This window comes from Enterococcus sp. DIV1206 (genome assembly GCF_051712485.1).
In the GTDB taxonomy this organism is placed as follows: Bacteria; Bacillota; Bacilli; order Lactobacillales; family Enterococcaceae; genus Enterococcus; species Enterococcus faecalis.
In genome coordinates this window covers 2,499,519-2,515,997 of sequence record NZ_JBIOOZ010000001.1, presented here as the reverse complement: position 1 = coordinate 2,515,997, position 16,479 = coordinate 2,499,519, and the positions used below count along the sequence as shown (strand labels likewise).

14 protein-coding genes and 1 other annotated feature are annotated in these 16,479 nt (G+C 38.0%); of the genes, 9 read left to right on the top strand and 5 right to left on the bottom strand.

Annotation, left to right across the window (positions count from 1 at the left end; genetic code table 11):
• Positions 1-155: 155 nt before the first annotated feature.
• The 5 genes from IGK86_RS12490 to IGK86_RS12470 all read left to right on the top strand — a co-directional run bounded on the left by IGK86_RS12490 (position 156) and on the right by IGK86_RS12470 (position 7,206).
• The gene (locus IGK86_RS12490; RefSeq protein WP_002355107.1) at positions 156-1,469 is read left to right on the top strand and encodes an NCS2 family permease; all 1,314 of its coding nucleotides are present in this window, start codon (positions 156-158) and stop codon (positions 1,467-1,469) included.
• A 158-nt stretch (positions 1,470-1,627) separates the two neighbouring features.
• A complete protein-coding gene (thiI, locus tag IGK86_RS12485; protein ID WP_010707108.1) occupies positions 1,628-2,842 on the top strand; it encodes a tRNA uracil 4-sulfurtransferase ThiI in 1,215 nt (404 codons plus the stop codon).
• Between the two features lie 129 nt (positions 2,843-2,971).
• On the top strand, positions 2,972-3,619 hold the full coding sequence (locus IGK86_RS12480) for a redox-sensing transcriptional repressor Rex (RefSeq protein WP_002365189.1): 648 nt from the start codon (positions 2,972-2,974) through the stop codon (positions 3,617-3,619).
• Between the two features lie 63 nt (positions 3,620-3,682).
• Positions 3,683-4,171 carry a thiol peroxidase gene (gene tpx, locus IGK86_RS12475; protein WP_002355111.1) on the top strand — a complete coding sequence of 163 codons (489 nt, stop codon included), beginning with the start codon at positions 3,683-3,685 and terminating at the stop codon, positions 4,169-4,171.
• 49 nt (positions 4,172-4,220) lie between these two features.
• Positions 4,221-4,460, top strand: a binding site (T-box leader).
• A gap of 103 nt (positions 4,461-4,563) precedes the next feature.
• Positions 4,564-7,206, top strand: coding sequence for a valine--tRNA ligase (locus IGK86_RS12470; protein ID WP_002397611.1), 2,643 nt, complete (start codon positions 4,564-4,566; stop codon positions 7,204-7,206).
• 46 nt (positions 7,207-7,252) lie between these two features.
• On the opposite strand, the gene IGK86_RS12465 is transcribed toward IGK86_RS12470, so the two are convergent.
• Both IGK86_RS12465 and IGK86_RS12460 read right to left on the bottom strand, forming a co-directional pair.
• Positions 7,253-7,852 (bottom strand): TVP38/TMEM64 family protein, encoded by a 600-nt coding sequence (locus tag IGK86_RS12465; protein ID WP_002355114.1) that lies wholly within the window; start codon positions 7,850-7,852, stop codon positions 7,253-7,255.
• Entirely contained in the window at positions 7,845-10,409 is a 2,565-nt protein-coding gene (locus IGK86_RS12460; protein WP_016616798.1) for a YfhO family protein, read from the bottom strand. The genes IGK86_RS12465 and IGK86_RS12460 overlap by 8 nt, the downstream gene beginning before the upstream one ends.
• Positions 10,410-10,657: 248 nt before the next feature.
• Between IGK86_RS12460 and IGK86_RS12455 the strand changes: the two genes are divergently transcribed.
• The 4 genes from IGK86_RS12455 to IGK86_RS12440 all read left to right on the top strand — a co-directional run bounded on the left by IGK86_RS12455 (position 10,658) and on the right by IGK86_RS12440 (position 13,730).
• Positions 10,658-11,980, top strand: a complete 1,323-nt coding sequence (locus IGK86_RS12455) for a bifunctional folylpolyglutamate synthase/dihydrofolate synthase (RefSeq protein ID WP_016616797.1) — start codon at positions 10,658-10,660, stop codon at positions 11,978-11,980.
• Complete coding sequence (locus IGK86_RS12450) at positions 11,964-12,623, top strand: HAD family hydrolase (RefSeq protein WP_016616796.1); 660 nt, start codon at positions 11,964-11,966, stop codon at positions 12,621-12,623. Before IGK86_RS12455 ends, IGK86_RS12450 begins: the two co-directional genes overlap by 17 nt.
• A gap of 54 nt (positions 12,624-12,677) precedes the next feature.
• Complete coding sequence (radC, locus tag IGK86_RS12445) at positions 12,678-13,376, top strand: RadC family protein (protein ID WP_002365188.1); 699 nt, start codon at positions 12,678-12,680, stop codon at positions 13,374-13,376.
• A gap of 153 nt (positions 13,377-13,529) precedes the next feature.
• Complete coding sequence (locus IGK86_RS12440) at positions 13,530-13,730, top strand: cold-shock protein (RefSeq protein ID WP_002355121.1); 201 nt, start codon at positions 13,530-13,532, stop codon at positions 13,728-13,730.
• A gap of 105 nt (positions 13,731-13,835) precedes the next feature.
• On the opposite strand, the gene rnjA is transcribed toward IGK86_RS12440, so the two are convergent.
• From rnjA to IGK86_RS12425, 3 genes are all read right to left on the bottom strand, one after another.
• Positions 13,836-15,521, bottom strand: a complete 1,686-nt coding sequence (gene rnjA, locus IGK86_RS12435; protein WP_002355122.1) for a ribonuclease J1 — start codon at positions 15,519-15,521, stop codon at positions 13,836-13,838.
• A gap of 1 nt (position 15,522) precedes the next feature.
• Positions 15,523-15,735, bottom strand: a complete 213-nt coding sequence (locus IGK86_RS12430) for a DNA-directed RNA polymerase subunit epsilon (protein WP_002355123.1) — start codon at positions 15,733-15,735, stop codon at positions 15,523-15,525.
• A 305-nt stretch (positions 15,736-16,040) separates the two neighbouring features.
• A complete protein-coding gene (locus tag IGK86_RS12425; RefSeq protein ID WP_002355126.1) occupies positions 16,041-16,427 on the bottom strand; it encodes a YbaN family protein in 387 nt (128 codons plus the stop codon).
• Between the last annotated feature and the right edge of the window lie 52 nt (positions 16,428-16,479).

Below are 16,479 nucleotides of genomic sequence, written 5' to 3'. Positions count from 1 at the left end.
TACTTTTTTTAATCGTGATTGTTCGTTTTTTACAGAATTTAGAATTTGATATTTACTTATTTGTTGGTTTATTATATGATTAAACACGTTGTTTCATTAATAAATTGAATATTTTACGAACATTGTAAAATATTTAGATTTTAGGAGGACGGAACATGAAAGAAAAAATAAGTTCATATTTTGAACTTGAACAATTGAATACGAATATGAAACGAGAAATGTTAGCTGGTTTCACCACATTTATCTCAATGGCGTATATTTTGTTCGTTAATCCAACCGTACTTGGTGCTTCTGGCATGGACGAAGGCGCTGTTTTTACTGCCACCGCTTTAGCGAGTGCTTTAGGTTGTATTTTAATGGGTGTGTTGGCGAAATATCCGATTGCGACAGCACCAGCTTTAGGAATTAATGCATTCTTTGCTTATTCAGTCTCTGTTGGTATGGGGATTCCTTGGCAAACGACATTAGCAGGCGTTTTTGTGGCTTCATTGATATTTATTTTAATTACAATTTTTAAATTACGCGAGCTAATTATTGATGCAATTCCTGCAGACTTGAAATTTGCTATTTCAGGTGGAATCGGGTTGTTTATTGCTTTTCTTGGTTTAAGCCAAGGTGGCTTAATTGTGGCTAATGATGCGACACTTGTTGGCTTAGGACCTTTGAATGTTGGTTCAACGTGGGTCACCATTGTCGGCTTAGTCGTAACTGCAATTTTGTTAGTTCGTCGAGTACCAGGTGGTATTTTTATTGGAATGGCGATTTCAACGATTGTTGGTTTAGCGACAGGGGTTATTCCAATGCCTGATAAGATTATTTCAAGCGCGCCAAGTTTAGAACCAACATTTTTAGTGGCGTTAGGACATGTGAAAGATATCAATACGATTCAAATGTGGGTCGTGGTTTTAACGTTCCTATTAGTAACATTCTTTGATACGGCTGGTACGTTGGTGGGCTTAGCCAATCAAGCAGGTTTTATGAAGGACAATAAAATGCCGCGTGTGGGGAAAGCTTTAGCCGCTGATTCAACAGCGATGTTAGCTGGTTCTCTACTAGGGACATCGCCAGTTGGTGCATATGTTGAATCATCTGCGGGGATTGCTGTGGGTGGTCGTTCAGGAATCACAGCTATTACAACCGGGATTTTATTTATTTTCAGCTTGCTATTTTCTCCTTTGTTAGCAGTTGTCACTTCGCAAGTTACAGCACCAGCGTTGATTATTGTTGGTGTTTTGATGGCACAATCCTTAAGCAAAATTAAATGGAACGAGATGGAAATTGCGATTCCTTCCTTCTTAATCTTGTTAGGAATGCCATTGACATACAGCATTTCAGATGGGATTGCCTTAGGCTTTATCTTCTATCCAATTACAATGATTGCGGCAAAACGCGGGAAAGAAGTTTCGCCAATTATGTATGGCTTGTTCTTTGTTTTTGTCGGATTCATGTGGATCCTGAATGCGCAATAAGCAAGAGAGAAAGTTATCAAATAGTTGATTCATAAGACAATGAACTTATGAATCAACTATTTTTTTCGACTAAGCACTAGAAAAACGCCCCTTATTTGATGTATAATTTGCAAAGACATTGACCTGTGAAGATACAGGAACAGAGAGGAATTAATTGAGTGAAATATACAGAAATTATGGTTCGCTATGGCGAATTATCAACTAAAGGAAAAAATCGTAAAACGTTTATCATGCAGTTAGCACAAAATGTGAAACGTGCGTTAGCTGATTTTCCAGCATTGAAAATCCATGCAGATCGAGACAGAATGCATATTTTATTAAATGGGGAAGATAGTGAAGAAGTGATTCCGAAACTAAGTAAAGTGTTTGGGATTCAAAATTTTTCGCCAAGTATTCGTATTGAAAAAGAAATGCCAGCGATTCGTGCAATGGTTCAAGAGGTTGTTCGGGAAGTTTATACGCCAGGTAAGACGTTCAAAATTACTGCTAAACGCTCGGACCATTCATTTGAACTTGATTCAAATGGCTTGAATCAAGAATTAGGTGGGGCTGTTATTGAAGCCATTCCGGAAATTCGAGTACAAATGAAAAAGCCTGATATTAACTTAAGAATTGAAATTCGTAAAGACGCGGCGTATTTATCTTATGAAACGATTCGCGGTGCGGGTGGATTGCCAGTGGGCACCAGTGGTCGTGGTATGTTGATGTTGTCAGGAGGCATTGATTCACCAGTTGCTGGTTATTTAGCTATGAAACGTGGCGTGGAAGTGGAAGCTGTCCATTTTGCTAGTCCGCCTTATACAAGTGAACAAGCGTTACAAAAGGCTAAAGATTTAGCTGAAAAATTAGTCCCTTATGTAGGAACTATTCAATTTATTGAAGTGCCCTTTACAGAAATTCAAGAAGAAATAAAACGAGTTGTTCCCCAAGGCTACTTAATGACCATTACACGACGTTTAATGTTACGCTTAACAGATGCAATTCGTGAAATGCGGAAAGGTTTAGTCATTATTAATGGTGAATCGTTAGGACAAGTGGCTTCGCAAACACTTCAAAGTATGGTAGCAATTAATGAGGTTACCTCAACACCGATAATTCGACCTGTTGTTTCAATGGATAAGACAGAAATTATCGAAATTGCCGAAAAAATTGACACGTTTGAATTAGCCATCCAACCCTTCGAAGATTGTTGTACAATTTTTGCGCCACCGCAACCGAAAACACGACCTCGCTTGGATAAAGCGCAAGATTATGAAGCGCGCTTAGACTTGGAAGGTTTAATGGCTCGGGCCTTAGAAGGACTCAAAATTACAGAGATTTCAGCAGAAACAGCGAAAGATAAACAAGAAGACGAATTTGCAGATTTCCTATAAGAAATAAATACAGTGACGGTCGCTTAGACGTCACTGTATTTATTTTGTACTTATTTCACAAACAAGTTGCTCGGAGAGGGGAACCGTGATAAACTGAATATGTGAAGTAGGTAACAAGGAGGACAGAGGATGGAGAAAAAAATGCCTAAAGCAACGGCAAAACGTTTGCCGGTTTATTTACGTTATTTAAAAATGTTAGGGGATTCTGGTGTTAAACGCATTAAATCACGAGAGTTTAGTGAAATGATCCAGATTCCTTCTGCAACGATTCGGCGTGATTTTTCCCACGTTGGTGAACTGGGCCGAAGCGGTTATGGTTACGATGTGCCGTATTTAATTGAGGTATTTAGTAATATTTTAAATACGCAAGAAGAAAAAAGAATTGCTCTGATTGGTTGTGGCAATTTAGGCAAGGCATTATTAAAAAATAATTTTAGACGCAACGAGAATTTGAATATTGTCTGTGCTTTTGATAATGATTCGGCTTTAGTTGGCACCACGATTAATGGATTATTAGTTCATGATATGTCTGAGTTAGAAGCATTCGTTCGACAAGAAGGGGTCACGGTAGCCATTTCTACAGTACCAAGTCACCATGCCCAAAAAGCTATCGACAAAATTGTACAAGCGGGTGTGACTGCGATTTTAAATTTTGCGCCAGACCGTGTCAGTGTGCCAGCCAACGTTAGTGTGCAGTATATTGATTTAACAACGGAACTGCAAACACTGATTTATTTTAATGAAACTTTTTCACTAGCAAATAGCCCAAAGCAATAAAATTGTCTTCATAAAAATCCTCTACTATACTTATTATTGAAAGTGGAAAAGGAGGATTTCAGAATGAATGTTACAAGAAAAGGGCACGTATTAGAATTGACAGGTGAGCAGCCTAAAGTTGGCACAAAAGCCCCCGTCTTTTCTTTGAAAAATTTAAACAACCAAGAAATCAACTTGGCAGATTATAAAGGTAAAACGGTTTTAATTAGTGTGGTTCCTGATATCGACACACGTGTTTGTTCACTGCAAACGAAACGTTTCAATCAAGAAGCGGCGAAATTAGACGGTGTTCAGATTATCACGATTTCCAATAACACAGTTGAAGAACAAGCAAATTGGTGTGCCGCTGAGGGTGTCGAAATGGAAATGCTTCATGATACTGAAGACTCATTTGGTGCAGCTTATGGTTTGTATATTCCAGAAATGGGCCGTTTAGCACGTGCTATTTTTGTGATTGACCCAGAAGGAACGTTAGTTTATGAAGAAATCGTCTCAGAAGTTTCGTCGGAACCCGATTATCAACAAGCGTTAGAAGCTGCAAAAAAAGTGTAATCCCTCTAGATTACAAATTGACTTTGCTTGCGCTTCATTGTAGAATGAAGCAAAGACAGCGAACAAGAGGAGTATCATTGGCGTCGTTTTAGAGAAAAAGTCGTTCAGGTGCAAGACTTTTACACAACCAGTGAGAAGGTAGCTTGTGAGTCAATGGTTTGAACACAGTACGTTAGTAAAACGATTCGTTTCGTGAACGTTATCTCACGAATGAGTGGCATTTGAATGAATTCAATTCAAATGCAATTTAGGTGGTACCGCGTAAATAAGATGAATCTACGCCCTAAAATACGAAAGTATTTTAGGGCGTATTTTAGTGTTTAGCCCAAAAAAACTCATTTGTAAAATAATTACCGCTCCAAATCGCGTATTTTAAGAAAGAAGGGGAAAAAATGTCAGAAGAAAAAAACTTACCAACGAAATATCAACCGACAGAAATCGAAGCTGGCCGTTATCAAAAATGGCTAGATCAAGATTTATTTAAACCAAGTGGCGACAAAAAAGCGAAGCCCTATTCAATTGTTATTCCACCACCTAATGTAACAGGGAAGCTACACTTAGGGCATGCTTGGGATACAACATTACAAGATATGATTATCCGCCAAAAAAGAATGCAAGGCTTTGATACGTTATGGCTACCAGGAATGGACCATGCCGGAATTGCCACGCAAGCAAAAGTAGAAGAGAAACTAGCACAACAAGGAATTTCACGTTACGACTTAGGTCGTGAAAAATTTGTTGATCAAGTGTGGGAATGGAAAGAAGAATATGCTTCTCACATTCGTGAACAGTGGGCAAAAATGGGCCTTTCTTTAGATTACAGCCGTGAACGTTTTACTTTAGATGAAGGGCTATCTGAGGCCGTTCGTAAAGTGTTTGTCTCTCTTTACGAGAAAGATTTGATTTACCGTGGTGAATATATCATTAACTGGGATCCAAAAGCGAAAACAGCATTGTCTGATATTGAAGTAATCCATAAAGATATTGAAGGAGCTTTTTACCACATGAGCTACCCATTATCAGATGGTTCTGGCGTTGTTGAAATTGCGACAACGCGTCCTGAAACAATGTTGGGAGATACGGCGATTGCGGTCCATCCAGAAGATGAACGGTATCAGGAACTTATTGGTAAGACAGTTGTCTTGCCATTAGTCGATAAAGAAATTCCAATTATTGCAGATGACTATGTAGATATGGAATTTGGAACAGGGGTTGTAAAAATCACACCTGCCCATGATCCAAATGACTTTGAAGTCGGTAATCGTCATGACTTACCTCGAGTAAATGTTATGAACGAAGACGGCACGATGAATGAACTGGCTGGAAAATACGAAGGAATGGATCGTTTTGCCGCACGTAAAGCGATTGTCTCTGACTTGAAAGAACTAGGTCGCTTAATTAAAATCGAAACAATGAATCACAGCGTGGGCCATTCAGAACGAACAGGCGTTGTCGTGGAACCTCGTTTATCGACCCAATGGTTTGTAAAAATGGGACCACTAGCTGAAAAAGCAATGAAAAATCAAGAAACAGAAGACGCTGTTGAATTTTATCCACCACGCTTCAATCAAACATTTTTACGTTGGATGGAAAATGTACATGATTGGGTTATTTCGCGACAATTATGGTGGGGCCATCAAATTCCTGCTTGGTATCACAAAGAAACGGGCGAGATGTATGTTGGGATGGAAGAGCCAGCCGACAGTGAAAACTGGGTTCAAGATAGTGACGTCTTAGATACATGGTTTAGTTCTGCATTATGGCCATTTTCAACGATGGGTTGGCCAGATGAAGCAAGCGAAGATTATCAACGTTACTTCCCAACAAGCACATTAGTTACTGGCTATGACATCATCTTCTTCTGGGTAAGTCGTATGATTTTCCAAAGCTTAGAGTTTACAGGTGAACGTCCTTTCCAAAATGTCTTAATTCACGGCTTAATTCGTGATGAGCAAGGACGCAAAATGAGTAAATCATTGGGGAATGGGATTGATCCAATGGATGTCATCGAAAAATATGGCGCAGATGCATTGCGTTGGTTCTTATCAAATGGTTCAGCTCCAGGTCAAGATGTTCGTTTTAGTTATGAAAAAATGGATGCTTCTTGGAACTTTATCAATAAGATCTGGAATGCAAGTCGCTTCGTTATCATGAATGTAGAAGGTATGACTGCTGCAGATATTGACTTTAGTGGTGAAAAGACTGTCGCTGATCGTTGGATTTTAACGCGCTTAAACGAAACAGTCGCCCGTGTGACAGAATTATTTGATCGCTTTGAATTCGGTGAAGCAGGTCGCCAATTATACAACTTTATCTGGGATGATTTCTGTGATTGGTATATTGAAATGAGTAAAGAGATTCTTTACGGAGAAAATGAAGCAGCTAAACAAACAACACGGAGCATCTTGGTGTACACATTGGATCAAATCTTACGCTTATTGCATCCAATTATGCCGTTTGTAACAGAAGAAATTTGGGAAAAAATTCCGCATCAAGGTGAGTCATTGGTTGTGGCAGAGTACCCAGTTGTTCATGAAGAATTTAACGATGAAGCAGCAGCTCGAGGAATGGAAGTTCTGAAAGAAGTTATTCGTTCGGTTCGGAATATTCGAGCAGAAGTGAATACACCACTTTCTAAACCAATTACCTTGTTAATTAAAACAAACGATACAGAAGTAGAAGAATTTTTAACAGCTAATACTAGCTATTTAGAACGCTTCTGTAACCCAGAGGAATTAGTCATCAGTCGTGAAATAGAAGCGCCAGAATTAGCCATGTCCGCTGTATTAACAGGCGCAGAACTATTCCTACCATTAGCTGGGTTGATTAATATCGAGGAAGAAATTGCTCGCTTAGAAAAAGAATTAGACAAATGGACAAAAGAAGTCAAACGTGTGCAAGGCAAACTTTCAAATGAACGTTTTGTGTCAAATGCACCAGATGAGGTCGTGGAAGCAGAACGTGCAAAAGAAAAGGACTACCTTGAAAAACAAGAGGCTGTCAAAGAACGGATTGCCCAATTACGTTCAATCTAAAAAAGAAAAGACAACAAAACCAAACGTTGGTTTTGTTGTCTTTTTGTTATAATTTGCCAAATAATTGAAACAAATACAACATTAAGTAGCTGTAAGTAGCCACAGACCAGAATTTTAATAAAAGAACAATTTTCATGAATTCTTTTAAAGAAATATCTGTAATTCCCGCCACTAAACAAACAATATCATCTGGAGCGAAGGGGACTAACATAGTAAAGATTAAGAGCTTTTTGACATTGTGTTCATTTTTGTCTAAAATCTCTTCAAATTTTTTGTATTTATTGGGTGAAAGGATTATTTTTACAAAGCTACGTCCATAGTAACGAACCAGTAAAAAGCCAATAAACTCACCAATAATCAATCCAAGATAGCTATACAAAAGGCCTTGCAAATTGCCAAACATCAACATTCCTGCAACAGAAGAAATTCCTCCAGGTAGAATAGGGATAATCACTTGGACGATTTGTAAAAGAATGAAACATAGAACCGCATAGTTACCAAACTGTTTAATAAAAGCTTGCAAGGAAGCAACAGAATGAAAAATTCCTCTGGAATATCCCCATAAAATTAAGCCGAAGAAAAGCACCAGTCCAACTAGGGGTAACCACCGAATGAGTCCATTTAAAAATTTTTTCTGATTAGTCATGAGTGGCCTCCTGACGTTTTCGACGGTATTTTTTAAAGCCAAGATAACCAGCCGCTCCCAGTAAAACCGTTCCGCTGACGGCAGTACCGAGATAAATCATTCTTGGATGATAGGTAAAGGTTAACTGCTGTTTGCCAGCTGGGACTTCAACAGCTAAAAAGCCACCTAGAATGCGTTGTGTTTTTAATGGTTCTTTTTGTAGCGACGATTTGACTTGCCAATCTTGGTCATAAGGAATGGACGTATACAGTAACTGAGTGTCATTTCCAGGTACATTCAGTGCGCCATTTAAATGGCCTTTTTTAGTTGCATTCACGTGAAGAGCTTGTTGGCGTAATTTGTCAACCGCACGATTAAAGGCTGTTTGGTCTAAAGTTTGAAGTTGCCAATTAGTTAAATCAACCACTTGTTCAGCAGTTAGTGACAGGGTCACGGTAGTTCCTTTTTCAAAATGCCCTAAATTGAACAGTTGATTGGTTGCAATATAAATCGGCGTCGAGATAACTTGTTGGTTTACCTTCAATTGTGTAACTTTTTTCCATTTTAAATTCGGAATATAAAGATGCAAGTCACCAGTGCTATTCACTTTAAAGGTTGCTTCAATTGTTTCGTTAGTATGATGAGGTTCATTTATCAACGAAGCTGTTTTAAAGTAAGGTTTATCCGTCGGCACGAGCGTTTGCAGGAGTTCTTCTTGGGCATCTAAAGGATTATTTTTTGCTAATTTTAACTTGGTTAATGCGGTTGGCGCCAAAAAGCCCATACCGATCGCTTCATCATTTTCCATGATTTTCGTGGAACCAACTGTTTTTAGCAATTTTTCACTCGTAGGTTTTTCAATTGGTAAAAAGTCATATTTCACATTTAAAAGTAAATTGGTTAGTTGTGAATTATCCACATAGGCAATCCGGCGATCATTTTTTCGATATAAACCTAGCGCACTTAATGTGTCTTGGGTAGTGGCAGTTAAAGTCGAAGTATAGCTAGAAACGCCAGCATAGCCATAAAGTAAAGGATTGTTGTAGCCGTTATTGATTTCACGGAACCCTGTTTCTTTGGAAGGAATGACTTGTTTCATGCGATAAAGTTCTGGTGCTGAGGCCATTTTTTCATCGATTAATTGGCTGTGTTTTCGGTAATCTTGGGCAAATGTCGCTTGGCTACCAAAGGGCATGTGTTTAAAAGAAATCCAGAAATTCGTTGTTAATTCTGTGCTGACCAGTAAGAATAAAGCCACGACTACATAGTTTCTTAAGGCCTTTTTGTGTGCTAAACGCAAGCAAACGAAAATCAACCAAATAAAAAGTAAACTTAGCCATAAATAATTGATCGAAATTAAGAGATTCTTTTGTGGACCATAATACAAAGATCCGTAGCCAATGACTAACAGCAGACTAAAAATAATAGGTGCGGTCCAAGGAATGGTCACTTTTTTAAGCCAAACTTCATAGGCAAAGACAATCAATAAAAAGCTAAAAATAAAGACATTTCGGTAAGGGAAACCAGCTGGGCTTTGAAACATGTGCCAGACAGTATTAAAGGCTTCTAACCAAAAGCTTAAAAAGAGAATGAATAAAAGAATTGCTGAAGCTATTCTTTCTTTTAACGCAATTTGTTTCGTTTGAAAATAGGCAACACAGAGGAGTGTCACAAATAATCCAGCAAAAACGGTTGGTAAATGGTCTAAACGCAACTCATAATTAATAGAACCTAAGCCTAATTGCGAGAAAAACGAAGTGTTGAACTTAGGCGTTAAAAAGAACGTCGAGACATCAAAATCTGCTTTTTTTGTATAAAGCATCCCTTCTGCTGCAGGTAATAATAAAAAGCTAGTTGCGGTTCCTGTTAAAAAAGAAACGAGGATGAATAACGGACTTTGTTTAAAAAATTGCCGAATAGCATGGGTTTGGGTATTCTTTTTAAAGAACCAATAGATACTGTACAAAACAGCAAAGAGACAAATCATATAACCCATGTAGTAATTTGTCACAATCGCTAAAAATAGGGTTATACTGTATAAGCCCCATTTTCGTTGATCCCATAAACGTTGGAGTCCCAATAAGATAAGCGGGAATAGAATTAGTGCATCCAACCACATAAAGTTTTGGCTATAGACGGTGACAAAGCCACAGAAACTATAGGACGTTGAAAAAAGTAACGTGGTGCCATCAACTTTTTGATAGGTGTATTTTAAATAGCTAAACATCGTCGTGCCCATCAAGGCAAGTTTTAAGGTAATAATCCATAAAATTGCTATAGGTAATTGTTCATAAGGAAAAAAGAAAGCCAACACATTAAAAGGGCTCAGTAAGTAATAGGCTGCCAAAGGAACAATCGACTCACCAATCTCATTGGAAAAAGAGTAGAATGTAGTTATTCCCTCGTGAAAAGAGCGTTTTAAAAAACTCAAGAAAGGCATGTATTGTGTGCCTAAATCACTAACTAATAAGTTGTTGTCACCAAAAGGCGCAAGTTGTAATGTCATCCATACAAGCAACAGAAGTAAAAACGGCAAGAAAAAACTTCCTAACCATAAAAGCTTCGATTTGTTTTTCATCAAAATAAGTCCACCTTTATAAAAAAATCATGAATAAGCGTGTTGAACGCTCTAAAAATAGTTTTTAATTGGCTGGCTGGAATGAACCATCCAGAATGTTAGTTTACCATAAGTTCATTAATATATCCGCTAATAACGCAAAATTATGAAAAATGCAAAAAGTTTTCAAGAAAAAGTTTCAATTGGTTATTAGTGAAAAAGTCACCTAACTTAGTTATAATGTAGAAGAAGACAAGGAGTTGGACAAGATGCAATTAACAATAGAAGAAGCCATTGAATGGATTCATAGCCGGTTACCCTTTGGTTCAAGACCTGGTTTGGATCGGATCAATGCGTTATTAGAAAAAATTGATCATCCAGAAAACAAAGTGCCAACGATTCATATCGCAGGAACCAATGGTAAAGGCTCAACCGTGACATATTTACGCTGTCTATTAGAAGAAATGGGCTTGAAAGTCGGAACCTTTACCTCTCCTTATATTGAATCATTTAATGAAAGAATTGCGATAAATGGTCAACCAATTTCAGACGAACAATTGATTACCTATGTGGAAAAGTATCAACCAATCATTAAAGAATTAGACCAGATCACTGAAGTGGCTGGAATTACAGAATTCGAAACATTGACAGGAATGGCCTTGGACTATTTCGTGAATGAACAAGTGGATATCGCAGTTGTTGAAGTTGGCTTAGGTGGATTACTTGATAGCACCAATGTCGTGAAGCCATTATTGACGGGAATTACAACAATTGGGAAGGATCACACAGAAATTTTAGGTGAAACAATTGCTGAAATTGCCTATCAAAAAGCGGGTATTATTAAAGAAAAAGTCCCAGTAGTAACAGGCAATATTTGTGCTGATGCGCTAGCAGTCATTGAAAAAGTCGCACAAGAAAAACAGAGTCCAATTTTTCGTTTTGGCAAAGAGTATCAAGTGGAATATCTACATCCTGATACACAATGGGGGGAAGTATTTAATTTCTATGGAGAAATGGGCAAACTGACAAAAATTAAAGTTCCCTTGTTGGGGCGTCACCAAGTAGAAAACGCGGCGGTAGCTATTCAATTATTTGACAAGTATTGCCAACTACAACATTTGCCGTTTAAAGAACGAGACATTACTCAAGGGTTAGCTAAAGCGCAATGGCCAGCTCGAATGGAACGTCTTAGTGATGAACCGTTGATTGTTTTAGATGGTGCCCACAATGAGCATGCAGTAAAACGCTTAGTTGAAAACTTGCGCAAAGAGTTTCCACAACACACGATTCATATTTTATTTTCAGCTTTAGCAACTAAAGATGTGGATGAGATGATTCAGGACTTAAAGCAAGTACCGAATGCGCATCTTTACTTAACTAGCTTTGATTACCCTAAAGCTATTGCACTCACAGAAATGGAAAAATATGAAGACGATTTAACAGAAATTGTGTCTTTATGGCAATTTGGCTTAGGCGAAATTTTAGAAAAAATGTCGACAGATGATTTATTATTAGTAACAGGTTCATTATATTTTGTTTCTCAAGTAAGAGAATTACTTTTAACTATAGGAGGAAATGATGAAGAAATTTGATGGCGTAATTTTTGATATGGATGGGTTGCTTTTTGATACGGAGTTGATTTACTATACATCTACTCAAAAAGTAGCAGATGCAATGGGGTTACCATATAGTAAAGAAGTCTATTTAGACTATGTTGGGATTTCCGATGAAGAAGTACAAGAGAATTACCGACGTATTTATGCATCCTATGGTCACGACACAGTGGAAGAATTTATCCGCCGTTCTTATGAGGATACCCTGCAAGAGTTTCGATCTGGTAACGTCCCTTTAAAACCAGGGGTGGTGGAATTCCTTGACTTTTTAGATGATCAAAAAATTCCTCGATTAGTTGCTTCAAGTAACGTCCGTCCAGCAATTGAAATGTTATTAAGCCATGCTGGGATTCAGGATCGTTTTGTAGGGATCGTTTCAGCAGAGGATGTTAAACGAGCAAAACCGGACCCAGAAATTTTTCAAAAAGCTCGTCAACTTTTAGGAACAGAAGCCCCGAAAACCTTGATTTTCGAAGACTCATTTCATGGGGTAAGTGCGGCTCATAGTGCGGGCATTCCAGTGATCATGGTACCTGATTTATTGCAACCAACTGAAGTTATCCAAGAGAAAACATTACATGTCTTGGAGAGTTTACATCAAGCGCCACATTATTTAAAATAATAAAAACAACACTCCTTTGCGTAGTTTATTAATGACTAGCAAAGGAGGTTTTTTATGCAAGTATCGGATCTATTTATTCGCGAGATGCCGAGTGATTGTTTACCACGAGAACGGCTCTTAGCGATAGGAGAAAAAGCATTATCGAATCAAGAGTTGTTGGCGATTCTGTTACGAACTGGCTCAAAAGAAGCAGACGTGATGACTGTTGCCGCAACGCTATTAAAACAGTTTAAGCAACTTTCTTATTTGCAGCAAGCCACGTTGAACGAGTTAATGGCTATTAAAGGCATTGGCCAAGTGAAAGCCATTGAATTACGTGCGGCCATTGAATTGGGGTGTCGAATTTATCAAAGTAGTCAAATCAAATTTGGTAAAGTTACGTCCAGTCAACAAGTCGCTCAACGATTACTCCAAGAGATGAAGGGGCTGCAACAAGAACATTTAATTTGTATTTACTTGAATACCAAGAATGACATTATCCAACAGAAAACGATTTTCAAAGGTTCACTGAATCAAAGTATTGCTCATCCACGCGAAATTTTTCGGGAAGCGGTTAAATATTCTTCTGCTCGCATACTATTAGCTCATAATCATCCATCTGGCAATCCGACACCGTCTCCACAAGATATTCAATTTACCAAACGAATGGAAGAATGTGGCGAAATGATGGGGATTCAATTGTTGGATCATATTATTGTTGGTGATAGCGGATACATTAGTTTGAGAGAAGAGAATTTTTTTGCTTCAGAATGAGGACAATTCTTGCAAAAATATTTTATCACGTGTAAAATGAAAGGGTAATCTTGTTTGGAATTATGTAGACTTTTTAAATTTTTTTAAATATTCTATTGGAAGCGAGCAAAGTTACGACTATTTATGTGCAAATGCACGAGGAGGAACAAAAGAATGGAACAAGGAACAGTAAAATGGTTTAACGCAGAAAAAGGTTTTGGGTTTATCTCACGCGAAGACGGAAGCGACGTATTCGTACACTTCTCAGCTATCCAAGGTGATGGTTTCAAAACTTTAGAAGAAGGTCAAGCAGTGACTTTTGATGTTGAAGATTCAGACCGTGGCCCTCAAGCAGTTAACGTAGAAAAAAACTAATAAAAAATAATCCAAAAACACCTAACATGCGTTAGGTGTTTTTTTGTTAGAAAAAATAGAGAAGAAAAATGGACAAACATTTTTCTTCTCTATTAAATGAGAGCTTTATTGATCACTAACTGTGGCAGTCATAATCATTGGCAGAATCATTGGATGACGTTCTGTTTGTTCAAACAAGAAAGGCTGTAAAGCGGTCGTCATGGCTTCGCCTAATTTTGCTTCGGTACAGTTTTTATCTTTCATTGCTTCACGTAGAGCATTGAATAAAAGACGTTGGCCTTCATGAATCATATCACCAGACTCACGCATGTAGACAAAACCACGGGAAAGAATGTCTGGACCAGCCATAATTTCTTTATTTTTAATATCAACCGTTGCTACCGCTAAAACTAAACCTTCTTCAGATAAGATACGACGATCCCGTAAAACAACATTCCCGATATCACCGACACCATTTCCATCAACGTACACGTCGTTAGCGTTGAAGTGACCAGCAGGACGTGCGCTATCAGCCGTTAAAGCTAAGACATCGCCGTTGCCCATGATAAAGCAATTTTCTTCAGGAACCCCTGTATCTTGAGCGAGCGAAGCATGGATTTTTAACATTCTAAATTCACCATGAACAGGCATGAAATATTTAGGCTTCATCAAGCGAAGCATTAATTTTTGCTCTTCTTGTCCACCGTGACCAGAAGTATGGATATTATTGATTTTTCCGTGGATAACTTCTGCACCGGCTTCAGATAATAAGTTGATTAAACGGTTAACGCTTGTCGTATTCCCAGGAATTGGTGAACTTGAGAAAACAACCGTATCGCCTGGTTGAATACTAATTTGGCGATGTGTACCGTTAGCAATCCGACTAAGCGCGGCCATAGGTTCTCCTTGAGAGCCAGTACATAAAATCATTGTTTCATTTGCTGGCAATTGATTCAGTTCCGCCGCATCGACAAACGTTCCTTTTGGCACTTTGATGTAGCCTAAGCGTTCGCCATTGACAATGGCATTTTCCATGCTACGACCAAAAACAGCAATTTTGCGACCTGTTTTCACGGCTGCATCAGCAGCTTGTTGTAAACGGAAAATGTTTGAAGCAAAACTGGCAAAGATAATCCGACCATCAATTTTTTCAAAGATTTTTAAAATAGAGGTCCCAATTGTTTTTTCGGATTTTGTAAAGGTGGGTATTTCAGCATTGGTACTGTCTGAAAGAAGACAAAGGACGCCTTCTTCACCTAATTTCGCCATTCTGTGTAAGTTGGCTGGCTCACCAACGGGTGTAAAGTCAAACTTAAAGTCACCTGTTGCGACAATGTTACCAGAAGGCGTTTTAACCACAACGCCCAAGGCATCAGGAATACTGTGAGTCGTCCGGAAAAAGCTAATCGCTGTTTTTCTAAAACGAATCACCGTATCTTCATTAATTTCGTGTAATTCCGCTTCTCGCAATAAACCATGTTCATCTAGTTTGTTGGTAATTAAAGCCAAGGCTAGTGGTCCCGCATAGATTGGGATATTCGCTTGACGTAAAAGATAAGGAACGCCACCAATATGGTCTTCATGACCGTGGGTAATAACGAGTGCTTTGACTTTATGCAAATTTTGAACGATGTAGCTATAATCTGGAATCACGTAGTCAATCCCAAGTAAATCATCTTCTGGGAATTTGATCCCAGCATCAATAATGATAATTTCATCTTGGAATTGTACCCCATATGTGTTTTTTCCAATTTCGCCTAAACCACCGATTGCAAAAACGCCAGTTTCGTTATTTTTTATGTTTACTTTCATGTTAAAACTCCGTTAGAGTGAAGTCCGCATGTTCTTGCTCGTAAGCAAGATGTTTTTCGTCTAATAATTGAACGTATTCAATATTGTATGGGGTATTTTCTTCAACTAATTGGCGCACGATTACATCGCTATCGGCTTCCATGTAAAGAGATTTTGTGTCTTCTCTTTTTGGGTTTCTGATTTTTGTTTCTTGATAGTATACTTTGTAAATCATCGATTCATTTCTCCTTCAGCTACTAATAGTAGCAATTTATAGTTTTTTTCATTTTAAGACAGAAAATTAAACACAACAAAACGAGGTGCTGATCACCTAAAAAAGAATGCTCATCAAAAACATCTGTTAATGATGAAATGAAGCCTCGACTTTGCTTCATTCTGGGTATTTGATTTTATGTGTTCTTTTTTCAACCGTCCCGTGTGTTGTGAATAACAACAATTAAGCTTATTTTATCATAGAATGATAAGGAAGTATAGAAACACTCACTGGACTTTTAAAAAAAACAAACTTCTTGTTTCGCCTTATTCTTGATCAAGTTCGAGTGCCTTTTTTTTAGGACGCCAATACCAACTTAAGCCAATCACGTGAGCTAAATAAACAATCGCTAAAGTCGTGGTCATCAACGTATTTCGGACAATTAAACACGGAATGGCAAATAAAAGAAACATGGAAATAAATAGTTTCCATTTGCCTTTACGAGTAATTTTTTTCTCAAAGAAGGCTTCTTGGATATATTTTTGATAATAAGAAGAAGCTAAAAATTTGTTATAAAGTTTATCTGAACTACGCATCCAAAAAAAGGCCGTTAATAAATAAAAACCAGTGGTGGGTAAAAGCGGCAAAAAGATTCCTAACGTGCCTAAAGCAAACGTACAGGAACCGAGAAAAATGAAGAATAATTTTTTCATTCAAAGGGTCCTTTCAGTTTTTCCCAATTATGGCACAATCAAAAGGAAGTAG